9 protein-coding genes are annotated in these 12,074 nt (G+C 56.8%); 5 read left to right on the forward strand and 4 right to left on the reverse strand.

Annotation, left to right across the window (positions count from 1 at the left end):
* Nucleotides 1-101: 101 nt before the first annotated feature.
* The gene (wecB, locus tag RB_RS18750) at nucleotides 102-1,244 is read left to right on the forward strand and encodes a non-hydrolyzing UDP-N-acetylglucosamine 2-epimerase (protein ID WP_011122179.1); all 1,143 of its coding nucleotides are present in this window, start codon (nucleotides 102-104) and stop codon (nucleotides 1,242-1,244) included.
* On the opposite strand, the gene RB_RS18755 is transcribed toward wecB, so the two are convergent.
* Both RB_RS18755 and RB_RS18765 read right to left on the reverse strand, forming a co-directional pair.
* Nucleotides 1,235-2,641 carry a hypothetical protein gene (locus RB_RS18755; RefSeq protein WP_011122180.1) on the reverse strand — a complete coding sequence of 469 codons (1,407 nt, stop codon included), beginning with the start codon at nucleotides 2,639-2,641 and terminating at the stop codon, nucleotides 1,235-1,237. The genes wecB and RB_RS18755 overlap by 10 nt on opposite strands.
* Nucleotides 2,642-2,847: 206 nt before the next feature.
* Nucleotides 2,848-3,798, reverse strand: coding sequence for a DUF1559 family PulG-like putative transporter (locus RB_RS18765; protein ID WP_164922937.1), 951 nt, complete (start codon nucleotides 3,796-3,798; stop codon nucleotides 2,848-2,850).
* Nucleotides 3,799-4,242: 444 nt separating this feature from the next.
* Here RB_RS18765 and RB_RS18770 point away from each other — a divergent pair, with 444 nt between their 5' ends.
* The 4 genes from RB_RS18770 (at nucleotide 4,243) to RB_RS18785 (ending at nucleotide 9,800) form a co-directional block, all read left to right on the forward strand.
* The gene (locus RB_RS18770) at nucleotides 4,243-5,715 is read left to right on the forward strand and encodes a hypothetical protein (RefSeq protein ID WP_231845781.1); all 1,473 of its coding nucleotides are present in this window, start codon (nucleotides 4,243-4,245) and stop codon (nucleotides 5,713-5,715) included.
* A 35-nt stretch (nucleotides 5,716-5,750) separates the two neighbouring features.
* Nucleotides 5,751-8,000 (forward strand): polysaccharide biosynthesis/export family protein, encoded by a 2,250-nt coding sequence (locus RB_RS18775; protein WP_164922211.1) that lies wholly within the window; start codon nucleotides 5,751-5,753, stop codon nucleotides 7,998-8,000.
* A gap of 81 nt (nucleotides 8,001-8,081) precedes the next feature.
* Complete coding sequence (locus RB_RS18780) at nucleotides 8,082-9,365, forward strand: diaminopimelate decarboxylase (RefSeq protein ID WP_007333477.1); 1,284 nt, start codon at nucleotides 8,082-8,084, stop codon at nucleotides 9,363-9,365.
* 72 nt (nucleotides 9,366-9,437) lie between these two features.
* The gene (locus tag RB_RS18785; RefSeq protein WP_007338472.1) at nucleotides 9,438-9,800 is read left to right on the forward strand and encodes a 2Fe-2S iron-sulfur cluster-binding protein; all 363 of its coding nucleotides are present in this window, start codon (nucleotides 9,438-9,440) and stop codon (nucleotides 9,798-9,800) included.
* Nucleotides 9,801-9,993: 193 nt separating this feature from the next.
* Here RB_RS18785 and RB_RS18795 read toward each other — a convergent pair whose 3' ends face one another.
* Entirely contained in the window at nucleotides 9,994-11,364 is a 1,371-nt protein-coding gene (locus RB_RS18795; RefSeq protein WP_011122187.1) for a sulfatase-like hydrolase/transferase, read from the reverse strand.
* A 21-nt stretch (nucleotides 11,365-11,385) separates the two neighbouring features.
* On the reverse strand, nucleotides 11,386-11,844 hold the full coding sequence (locus RB_RS18800; protein WP_037247147.1) for a hypothetical protein: 459 nt from the start codon (nucleotides 11,842-11,844) through the stop codon (nucleotides 11,386-11,388).
* Nucleotides 11,845-12,074 lie beyond the last annotated feature (230 nt).

Raw genomic sequence — 12,074 nt, forward strand, 5'->3', positions numbered from 1 at the left:
CTCTTGATTCAGGGGTCAGGAACGTGCACTGGGGATCGGCGGGGTTCGAACTATAGTGGGCCGCCAGTTGCACCATCCGATTTTGCCACGCAGTCTAGTCAATGAAACGTCCCAAAATAGCCGTCTTCTTTGGAACCCGCCCCGAAGCCATCAAGGTCGCTCCCGTGATCAAACGACTTGCCGGTGACGAGCGATTTGAATTGCTGTCGGTTTCGACTGGACAACACCGCGAAATGCTGGATCAGGTGATCGACATTTTCGATCTGCCAGTGCATCACGATTTGGGCGTGATGACGCCGGGGCAAACCCTGGCGGGCCTGTCCTCGAAACTGATCGCATCAATCGACCAAATTCTCGAAGCCGAACAGCCTGATTTTGCTCTCGTCCAAGGTGACACGACGACCGTCCTGATGGCCTCGCTAGCATGCTTTTACCGCCGCATCCCGACCGGCCACATCGAAGCTGGTCTGCGAACTGGCAACCTGGCCAGTCCATTCCCCGAAGAAGCCAACCGGGTGCTGGCTAGTCCCATCAGCATGTTGCACTTCGCACCGACATCGGTCAGCGAAGCCAATTTGCTAAACGAACGAATCGATCCCGCCAAGATCTTTGTGACGGGAAACACGGTGATCGATGCATTGCACCTGGAGGTCCAGCAGCAATCGGATCCTGCGGTTGCAGCGAAGATCGACGAAGAGCTCGGGGCGGTCCTTCCAAGTGATTGGCGAGACAAAAGGTTTGTCTTGATCACCGGGCACCGACGCGAAAATTTTGGCGGTGGCTTCGATGAGATCTGCGGTGCGATTTCAGAATTGGCTGAGCGATTCCCGGACGTTCGATTTGTGTACCCGGTTCACTTGAACCCCAACGTTTCGGGACCTGTTCAAAAGGCGTTGGGAGCATTTGACAACGTCCTGCTATTGCCACCTCAATCGTATCGCCCCTTCGTTGCTTTGATGCAAGCATGCGAATTGGTGCTGACCGACTCGGGCGGAGTGCAAGAAGAAGCCCCCGGACTTGGCAAACCCGTGTTGGTGATGCGAGATACAACCGAACGTCCCGAAGGCGTCGATGCGGGCACCGTTCGGTTAGTCGGCCCAGTTCGCAAGAATATTGTGGACGGCGTCAGTGAGCTGCTCAGCGACCGGGAAGCTTACGACCAAATGGCTCGAGCGACGAACCCTTACGGGGATGGAACCGCATCGCAGAAGATCCTGGATGCGATTGCTCAGCACTACTGTTGAAGTGCCTTCGACAGTTCGGCTTCGTAAGCTTGATTGAGTTGTTTGTAGTCCGCTTGAATCTTCGCGGGCACATCCACGCCTGCGGCATCATCGGCCAGCGCCGCGATCACGTTGCCGACTGAGCTTGCATTGACTTGTTGCTCCGTCAAAAGCACCGTTTGATCCGCATCGATCACCGCCGCGCTACCCGGCTTCAAACGCAGCAAACCAAAAACATCATCAAGCGATTCTGAATCGAGTACCGTGACCGCGCCCGACCAGGCCGCCGACAACTCGCGACGGAATCCATCTTCTTCGGTGGCAACGACCCATTGAACATGGGACAAATTGGATTGTCTTGATTGGGTGATCGCTGCCGCAATCAGGCGAGGCTCGTTCGCAGAGATCTCCTCTTCTTCCGACAGACGAAACAAAACAACTTCGGTTGCATTGCCATCGGAACGAATGGATCGCATCGCATTGTTTGGCAAACGTCGCCCAAGAATGCTTGATGGTGGTGGCGGTGGAACGGGAACAAACCGCGACACACGCTGTGGCGTGAACGGCGGTTGGAAATCAAATCGAGTCGCATCTCCGCTACCCGAATCGGGTGCGAACACGGCCTTCCGAAACTCCAACGTCAACGAACTTCGGTTCGTGTCCAATCCTTCCATCGTTGGAAGCGGCAACTCAACCCGTCGGATCACGCTGACCGTAGGATCGATCCAAAACACATAGGACTTGCCTTCCGTTTCCGCTGCGATTCGTCGCATTTTTTGACCGGCAAAATTCGCGTCAGGCAGCCACTTCAGTTTTGCGGTGGGTTCGAAGATCCCGGACATCGGATCGCCCGCGAACAACCATTCTAATTGTGGCGGTGGACCAGCCAAACCAGCCGACAATTTCGACCGCAGCACCTCGTCGGCGAGCACACGATCCAAGTCCAATCGTTGGTTGACAGGTTTCTGCCAGACGTCAACCAACATCTGCGAATCAAAGTGACGCGTTTCGGGTTCGTCGAACCAGGCGTTCAATTCGACCTGATTGGCCTGCGTTGCAGAACTGACACGCAATCGAACCGCATACGCCTGAACATCCAACTGGCTGCCAGTCCAACGCACCCGAAACGGAGCCCGCTGTTCCTGATTTCCACCTGAGAACAACTCCGAGGATGCGTCCGACATTGGGACCACGCGCAGCACCACTTCGCTGGTGTCTTGATAGCAAGAACTACCACGATAACGAGCGAAGATCTGTCGCAGCCGATCGCGAGGTTCGCCACGTGCGATTACAAACTGCTGCGGTGTTGTCGCGACTTGTTCGGTCGTGGACGAAGAAGGGGAACATCCCATCATCCATGGGGTGACTCCCACGGCCACGCCGCATGCAAACATCCATTTGGCGAACTGTCGAATCAAACCGTTACGCTTTCGTGTCGCTCAGTGAATCCATTCGAACTGCTTTACACAACAACTTTTTGTCAGCCGCTGAGCGACCACATTTCCGGCAAACGAACTCGGCTGACCGAATTTGTTCCGCCAACAATGGCAAGGCGGCCGCGAGAGTGGACTTATCCCATTTGCAAATCGACTTCTTGGGCAGTTTCGATTGAGTCAAATTGAAATCAATGATCGTAGGTAGGAATTTCGCGACCATCGATCGACGCGGCCGCGCGGTGAATGTTGATGTCTTGAGTGTACGTCAACATTTTCACCGATCCATCCACCATCGCTGCATTCCAGCCATGCGGGTGGGCACTTCCAAAGTCGTGACACGACAAACAATTGTCGGGGGTGTCCAATGCCGGTTGCCGGGCCGCGAAACGGACATATGAGTGCGTGGTTGTCCCGATTCCTGTGTAACCGGCCAGAGGAGCCCGGTCGCCAAAGCAGTCCCCGGTGGTGTATTTCAGCGAATCCATCGCCTTTTCGCCGACCAAATACGTGTGACTCAAACCGTCCCAAACTCGTGACAAGCGTGTTCTGCCGCCTAAACGCCAAACCCCGTCGTACTCGCTTTCGATGACTCGATGGTCCGCCTCGTTGACCGACGCGGGCCCACCGCACATGGCGTAATCCGTTCGTCCTCCGGTCTCTCCGTACCGACTGAGATACGGTTCTAGCAATGGATAAGCATCCGCGTCACGTCGGGTTGGGCAATGAAAAGTCGCGATCGCCGATTGGACGTGATGCTGCACTCGGTCAGTCGGCGTGATCGTTGTCGCGGCTCCGATCTTCGCCAGCGGCGGTGCCAAGTCAGCTTGCTCCATCAGCGCCATCGCTTGGACCAACCAATTGCCGCCATTGAACCGAGAGTCGTATTGCCGGCGGCTGTCAAAGTCGACCAAGAAGGGAGGGACTTCGCCCGAGTAGCCGGGAAGGTCGCGAAACATGGATTCGTAGTTCTGACACGCCAACGCAATTTGACGGATTCGATTGCGACACTTGGTCTGGCGAGCCGCCTCACGAACGCTCTGGACCGCCGGCAAAAGCATTGCGATCAGAACGCCAATGATGGCGATCACCACCAACAATTCCACCAATGTGAATCCGCGACGGTTCACTCCGCCTTGCACAGTCCTCACGGTCAAACCTCAATCAATTGGATGGTTTGCGAGTCGTTTATCAACTACTTGGTTGACAGCTTTGAGGACCGGAGAGCAAGTTCAAAGGCTTCAAAAATCATCCTCAGTGGAATGAGCCATGATTTGACGGGCGTCATCATCGAATCGCCCCTGTCAATTCAGCCCGCAGTCCGAATATGCCGGTTGTGCGAATTTGCACCTGGATAACGGTCACGCGTGTTCGAAGCGTTGATTCCACCCACCGGTGGCGGCTCCGTGTACAGAAATTCCTGCGGGTTCGTCGATACGCCGGATAGCTGGACAATGTCGCCTGAATTTCGCTCGGATCGGATGCCGAACGAATGCTCCGCGACTCTTCAGCACGGTCCTCATGGACCTGGGACTTCAAGGATGAACTCCCCTCCGAAACACGCTGGGAATGCGATGGATCGCAATATGAAGCCACGACATCTGACTGGTCGAGACCGCGCAGATCGAACCGCCAAGGAACGGTCTCGTCGCGGCTTGCTGGTCCGACGTGTCTCGTTGGCGGTCTTGATTGCGTCGATCTCAGCATCGGCCCATGCCGGTGATTTGCCGACGGGACCAAACTCAAAACCCAGCCGAGTTTGGCAACCGCGCCCGTTGGCTCTTCCCCCTACATCTGAAACGGCACCGGCTTGGAAACCGCCCGCAGCCCAACCAGCCTTGGTTGCCCCTGCTCTTCCTCCGGTCACCATCATCATGAACACGCCGGTGCCGGCGGAAGAACCACCAACAATCACGCGACGGCGCAAACTGGACGTGAGCGACAGCGCTACCGCATCGCTCGGACAATCACAGCAAGCGTTCACTCGGCCGATGCCCGCATCCGATCCGATCAATCACCACGCTCGCACGGCCGATTTGGCGCAATCAGCGGTCAACCAACTTCGAAGCGCACACTTCGCCGCACGCCGAGGCGCGTTTCATTCGGCCAAAGAGTCCGCGACGCAAACGCTTCGTATCATCGCCTCGCTGCGAGACTCGCAAACCGGAGGCAACCTGCACACGTCGCAGCTCAACGAAGCGATCACCGCGATACAGGAGTCGACTGACTTCACCGGTCGCTATGGCCCGGTCGATCAAGCCGCCTTGAATCGGTTGGTTGAAGTGCACCAAACACCGGCGCTTCATGGTGTGGACACATCGTCGTTGACTGCGGAACGTGCGATCGAGGCTTACCTCAATTACGCACGCCAACGCTGGGTCGAAGCCACCATTGGCGGTCCGCTCGCAGCGGAAGCCACCATGATTTTGGCGGATCTGGAATCAGCCACACTGACACCACAATCCAATTCCGATTTGACCGAATCACGCTCTCGATTACACGCGTCGGAACTGGCTTTGATGTACCGGCGTGCGGCGGTCGAAATCGGCCCCGACAATCCCCAAGCCACCGCCGAACTGGGACGCAACTTACTCAGCCGATCGATGCCCGCGATTGCGAAAGAGTTGTTGCTGCTGAGTGTGAAGCAGAAACCAACACGACAAAGCGTTGAAGATCTGATGCGAGCGGCCAGCCAATCAGGCGACGATCAATTGGCGGCTGAATGTCAGCAACAACTCGCCTCGACAAACTTGCCCAGCGAACTGCCGGTTCAAGTGATGACGCCGTCGCAATTCGCGAAAACGCATCAGCAGTTTGCAGCAACGAATCAACAGGCTGCGCAACAAAATTTCACTCAGTCAAACGTTGCGACCAGACAGGTGCCATCGCACGCTTATCCGCAGACAGCGTCACGTCCCATGCAGCGGAATTCGATTGACCAAGGCCAGCTGATTGTGCCGGCACCAAATGGTCGTGCGACTCAATCACGAATTGTTGATCCGTCAATGCCCACCGCTCCCGCTCGTTCGACAACGCCCCGCAGTGGTCTGTTTTGGTAATGCAAGCCAGCGCCCTCACCGTCCACCTGATTTCGATGGATCGTCCCATGAAACCAACTCGTCTTCGATCGGCGTTTCGTCGCGTTTGCTTGGCAACCGGTTTGTTGCTGCCAATGATCTGCGTGGATGTTTTGTCCGTCGTGCCAACGCACGCGCAAGAATTGGTCGCGCCGGGACAAGCGACTCCTGAAACCAACGCGCGGCCAACGGTCTTGGGTGGCAACACGGCCAAGTTGCCTGCGCCATCGTTCGCCATGGACGACCTGCCGGACAATCCACCGGTCAATGAAGACGAACTGCTCGAGGTCAACTCACTGCGGAACTATCGCCAGCGCTTGGAAGAGCACAACTTGCGTGCCGAACAAGCCAAACTGGAGGCTCGCGCACGCTTCGAATCACGTTCTCGTGACTTGATCCCCGGCTTGCCATCCAACGCCGCACCCGCCGAACCAACTGCGCCACGCAACAACGCGTTGCCCGAATCGATCCCGACTCCGGCACCGGCCAAACCGTCCACACCGCCGCCGGTTCCACCGGCATTGACGCCACCGGCATCCCCGCCTCGCACGGTGAAGCCTTCCGTCAACCAGAAAACGGCGGAACAAGAGAAACTACTGGAACTGCCGCCACCGCTTCGCCCTCGTCAACCTCAGACGGACCGAACGACACCCGCTCGTCCACAACGCTTGGGAGGCAACGCACCAGCCACGAACAACCAAGAGTTGCCTGAGTTTCGGCCGGTTCCAAATCGCGAACGAACTCAAACACCCAAATCGAGCGAACAATCCAAACGTCTCAATGCGTTGAAGGACGAGGACACCGCGGTCGAATCAGCCAGCGATCTTGAAGCACCGCGCACCTCGCCTGCGCCGAAAGCTCGTTCGACTCAATCAACCAAACCGACAACTCCTCCGGCGAAACGCGCCGTCGATACGGAGCCGCCAAGACGTGAAGCGGATCCCAAGAAGCCAGCGGATGATCCATCGGCAACTCGTTCACGTTCGGTGATCGATACCGAAACGATGGATTCGCGACAACACTCGACGAACTCCAACCGCAGTGGATCTGCTTCGAGTCAGAACATGGGCACGCCCACATGGCCGGACTTGATGCAAGACGAAGTCACGCGTTGGCCATTGCCTGCCTCGTTCGCATCCCACGGTGGAGGTCCACTTTCGGGCCATCCCAGCTCAATCACGTGCTCAACTTGTGGCGGATGCGTCGACCGCAGTGGTGTTGGGGTGGAACGGTTGAGCAAGACGCTCGGCGTTTGCACCGGCACTCGTCCCGCCTGCCAGTGCTGGCGTTGTCCTCAAAGCATGCCGTTCAACCTGTACGGCCCTGGCAACTACGTCGGACCAGCACGTACAGCACCGATGCACGAATGCCGATTGCGTGGCGGAGACCAAGTTCAGTTGACGTTCCTGATCAAAACCGTGCGTTCGGTCGGTGCCTACCGCTTGGTTGTCGGTGATGAACTGCTGATCGAATCCGAAGCGGATGAAAAGCTGACTCGAGGAACGCTCGAACGCGGTTTGGAAATCCAACCCGACGGAACGATCACGCTGCGTTTCATCGGCCAGATTCACGCCGCCGGCCAAACCATCGATCAGCTTCGCGAATTGTTGAACGAACGCTACAAGGAGTACTACCCCGATCCGTCGATCGATGTGACTCCTGTCGCGACCGGCAACATCGCCCGACAAATTCGCGAGGCCATCAGCGGTTCCGAAGGGTTCAACCCTCAACAAACCGTGCAAACGATCACGCCCGAAGGCACGCTCCGGCTGCCTCGTTTAGGAGCCGTTCCTGCACAAGGCCTGACGCTGAGCGAACTCAAACGCGAAATCATCCTGCGATACGATTCGATGTCGGCTGGCTTGGATGTCGAAGTCGTCCTCGAGCAACAGGCTCCCCACTACGTTTATGTTCTGGGTGAAGTCACCACGCCGGGCCGATTCGAAATCGACGCACCGACAACCGTGCTGGGCGGAATTGCGTTGGGCGGTGGCTATGTCCCCGGGGCAAACCTGCGTCAGGTCGTGATTTTCCGTCGCGGTCCGAACTGGGAATTGCTGTCCACGATGCTGGACCTGCGAGGTGCCATCATGGGCAAGGATTCTCGTCCAATCGACGAAATCTGGTTGCAGGACGGCGACGTGGTCATCATCCCCCCCAGCCCGATTCGGTTGTTTGACCGGTTCGTCAGCCAGGTCTTCACCGAGGGCGTCTATGGAATCGTGCCCTTCAGCGGGTTTGGGTTCTCGTTTGGTGACGGCAACTGATCGGTTTTCGAAAGTTGCTCCGGCGACTATTCTTTCGGGTACTCCACTCGGAACACTTTCAACCGATTCCAGAGCCCTCTGATGCACTATCAACCATTGCCGTTCGATCGCGACTTGATCGACCGAATCATCGAAGATCACCCCACGCCATTCGTCCTGTATCACGAAGATGGGATCCGCGCGCGGGCTCGTGAATTGACCGATGCGTTTGCCTGGAACGAAGGGTTTCAGCAGTATTTCGCTGTCAAAGCCACCCCGAACCCGCACATCGTCGCGATGATGGCCGAGGAAGGCGGTGGGGCAGATTGCAGCAGCGTGGCCGAGTTGATCACCTGCGAACGATTGGGCATCACCGGCCAAGACGTGATGTTCACGTCCAACAACACCACGATGGAAGAGTTTGAGATCGCCAACAAACTCGGCGCGATCATCAATCTCGATACCCCGCACCACATTGACCAAATTGCTCAATTGAGCCCGTTGCCAGAAATGGTTTCGTTCCGATTCAATCCCGGACCGGAACGCCAGGGCAATGTGATCATCGGCGATCCCAAAGAAGCCAAGTTCGGTAGCACTCGCGAGCAACTCATGGATGGCTATCGCCGCTGTGCCGAACTCGGCATTTCGCGATTCGGTTTGCACGCGATGGTGGTCAGCAATGAACTGAACATCGAAGCGTTGTTGCAAACCGCCGAAATGTTGTTTGAGCTCGCCGCCGAAATTCATCGCGAAACGGGCATCTCGGTCGAGTGCATCAACCTGGGTGGCGGGATCGGCGTGCCTTACCAGCCCGGCCAAGAACCTGTCGACTTGCCAGCGTTTGGCGATGGTGTTCGCAAGCTTTACGAATCGATTTTGGTTCCTGCTGGAATCGCTCCTGTGCGAATCCTGATGGAAAACGGTCGTGCGATGACCGGACCGTTTGGTTATCTGATCACCAAAGTCATCAATCAAAAATCGTCCTACAAAGACTACGTCGGCGTGGACGCTTGCATGAGCAACCTGATGCGTCCGGGCATGTACGGGGCTTACCATCACATCACCGTGATGGGCAAAGAGGACCAACCCGCTGATCGCACCGTCGACATTGTCGGATCGCTTTGCGAGAACAACGATAAATTCGCGATCGATCGCAAAATGCCCGCGACAGAAGTCGGTGACATCGCGGTCATTCACGATGCCGGCGCTCACGGCCACAGCATGGGGTTCCAATACAACGGACGTCTTCGTTCCGCCGAGATCGTGTTCAACGACGCGGGTGAGTTCCGAGCGATCCGTCGCGCTGAAACCTTCGACGATTACTTCTGCACCGTCGACTTTGATTCCGTGAAAGTCGATCGCAAACAGTCAGCCACCGTTGGCTAACCAACCGTTCGTCCGCCGGGCTTCTCAGCCCGGCGATTGATGTCTTTCCCCACCACTTCCAATCGAGTCTCCATGCCTAAGCTCACCGTCGAAAACGTTGGTACCTTTGATGTCCCCGCTGGCAAACGTTTGGTCAAAGCGTTGGTCGAAGAAGCTGGCACGGATCAGTTGCACGCGTGCGGTGGCGTTTCCAGGTGCACGACGTGCCGAGTGGAATTCGTGGAAGGGGAACCGGAACAGATCACTGCCGCCGAAAAAGAAACCCTTCGCGTTCGCGAAGTGACCGAGCCCGGTGTTCGGCTCAGTTGCCAAATCAATTGCGACCACGACATGACCGTTCGCGTGATCAGCCGACTCGAAGGCAGCGGCCGCAAAGACCAAGGCGGCGCGGTCGCCGACGAGATCCAACCTGCTCCCGAGTGGACGACCAAGTAGTCCGCTCAACAGTGGCATAGGCCTCTGCCTGTGATTTTGTAACCCACAGGCAACGAAGCCTATCGGGCTGTTGATTTAATGAGCCGTACCGCGTTAGCGGCGGTTAGTCAGACACCAACCGGGGCTAACGCCCATCGGCTAATTGTTGTCACTCGGTATACGACTAAATCAACAGGCTGCTGTGCCACAGACGCTAGCGAGCTTGTGGCGGGATGATGTCCGCGAAGGAGTCGATCTTGGCTTGTAGCTTGCTTCGGACCGCCTTTTGATCGTCGGTCAAGGATTGCAACGGAGCCTTTTCGTTGCGATCCATCTCAACGTCGAAGAACGAGCCATCGCCATACAGTTTGTAGCGTTGGTTGCGAGCAAATTCGCGAGCCTTCTTGGGACGTCCGTTTCGTTCATACCACATGAACATCGATTCGCGTCCCTGTCCCTCAGTGCCACCCAGCACCGGCAGAAAGCTCTGGCCATCGATTGGCAATTTCGCGGGAACTTCAGCACCCGCGACCTCACACATCGTCGGCAGAAAATCACTGAAATCGATGATTTGTGAGGTCACGCGTCCCGGCTGGATCACGCTTGGCCACTTGGCGATGCAAGTCACATGGTTGCCCGCGTCGACCATCTCGCCTTTTGCACCGACGACTTCGCCAAACCGCGTCTGGGTGACGATCGGTTTGTCGGTGCCATTGTCACCGGTGAAAATCAGCAACGTGTTTTCGCGAATTCCGAGCTCGCCCAACTTGCGATCGATGCGGCCGACGATCTTGTCCACGTAAGCCACCATGTCGCCGAAGTGTTCCGGTTGGCCTTTGTAAGTCTTCGAGCCGTGTGAAGTCGGATCCCAGTCTTCCGAATCAGGCGTGGGACAGAACGGACAATGAACCAGCGCCATGGGGTAATACGCCAGGAACGGCTGGTCACGATTCGTTTCCATGAAGTCGCAAAGGAAGTAAGCGAATAGGTCGGAAGAGAACTCGCCTTCGTCGTAGTTCTCTTCTGTTCCATTTCGCTCGAGTCGCGGGTTGGGATAGCGGGTGTCCCGTTTCTGACTGTCCATTCGTCCGCGAGTGTGTTGCCACAACAGCGACTCTTCGAATCCAAAGTGCTGTGGTGAATCCAGTTCGCTTCCCAGTTGCCACTTGCCCGCGATGCAGGTCCGGTATCCAGCGGATTTCAACAGATGAGCGAACGTGGTTTGTTTTCGGTCGAGCGTTCCAAACTTCACATAATTTCGCTTGTTGGTCATGCCGGTCATCAGCTTGACTCGCGACGGTGTGCAAATGGGCTGGGAGTAACAATGTTCGAACCGCAGGCCTTCGTTGGCGATCCGGTCGATGTTGGGCGTTTGATAGTCGAGCGCACCGTTGGCACCGATGCATTCAAACCCCATGTCATCCGCCATGATCAACACGATGTTGGGTCGGTCACTCGAGCGTTGCGGGGCGGGGTCTTGGGCCGCAACCGCCGCGACGAAGACCAAAGAGCAAATCCAGACGGCAAGCGTGGCCGATACGGTTCGCTTGAGCATCAGGTATTGTGAATCAGTGTTTTCGCTCATCGGTTGCTGCTCGGTTGGAGGTCACTTGCTTCGAAAGATTCGCATCACACCGGTCAAAAGTGCCAGTCCGCCGAGTGCAGGCGCGATGGCCAGCAGCAACCGAGGCTGGGCGGCAACCACGACGATGCCGATCACGCCTGCGACCGCCAATCCAGGCGGCAGCCATCGAGCGGGTCGCTTCAACGAGTCCCAGGCCAGCCACAACGCTCCCAGGACCAATCCGACACGCAGCAGCGCCGCGGTGACAAAGGCATGAGTCGACGCCGAGCCGAGGGTTTCTTCGCCGATACCCGCAAAATAGAACACTCCCCCCAAACAAAGCATGATGCCCGAAAGGATTCCAATGGCATTTCGCCGCCAGGATCGCTCGGGTGTCGAAGCGGAAGTGTCCACCGGTTCACGTTTTTTCCCGCTCTCTTCACGCGAAGTTTCTACCGCTGCGGCGATTATCTTCAGTGCGATGCGTGAATAGTTTGGCATGGCCACTCTGGGCGGGATTCTCGGAGGAAAGCAATTCCTGGAGTATACTGACAATCCGCTGAAGGTGCCCCGGCAAACCGTTGTTGGCATCTCGGCATCGCCAATGTCCAACCTGAATCAGCTCCCCACCTCCCACAAAACTCAATCCATCGAATGATGAAACCATCCTGGCTCACGTCCCTCAGTCGCAATTGCCCCCAATCATGGGCTTTTGCCTCGCTCTTCTGCGT

Source organism: Rhodopirellula baltica SH 1 (genome assembly GCF_000196115.1).
Taxonomy (GTDB): domain Bacteria; phylum Planctomycetota; class Planctomycetia; order Pirellulales; family Pirellulaceae; genus Rhodopirellula; species Rhodopirellula baltica.

What these genes read in the sequence shown, in the direction of transcription:
- RB_RS18775 (WP_164922211.1), top strand. Translation starts at nt 5,751, where the DNA reads ATGGATCGTCCCATGAAACCAACTCGTCTTCGATCGGCGTTTCGTCGC.
- RB_RS18785 (WP_007338472.1), top strand. Translation starts at nt 9,438, where the DNA reads ATGCCTAAGCTCACCGTCGAAAACGTTGGTACCTTTGATGTCCCCGCT.
- RB_RS18795 (WP_011122187.1), bottom strand. Translation starts at nt 11,364, where the DNA reads ATGAGCGAAAACACTGATTCACAATACCTGATGCTCAAGCGAACCGTA.
- RB_RS18800 (WP_037247147.1), bottom strand. Translation starts at nt 11,844, where the DNA reads ATGCCAAACTATTCACGCATCGCACTGAAGATAATCGCCGCAGCGGTA.
- RB_RS18770 (WP_231845781.1), top strand. Translation starts at nt 4,243, where the DNA reads ATGAAGCCACGACATCTGACTGGTCGAGACCGCGCAGATCGAACCGCC.
- RB_RS18780 (WP_007333477.1), top strand. Translation starts at nt 8,082, where the DNA reads ATGCACTATCAACCATTGCCGTTCGATCGCGACTTGATCGACCGAATC.
- wecB (WP_011122179.1), top strand. Translation starts at nt 102, where the DNA reads ATGAAACGTCCCAAAATAGCCGTCTTCTTTGGAACCCGCCCCGAAGCC.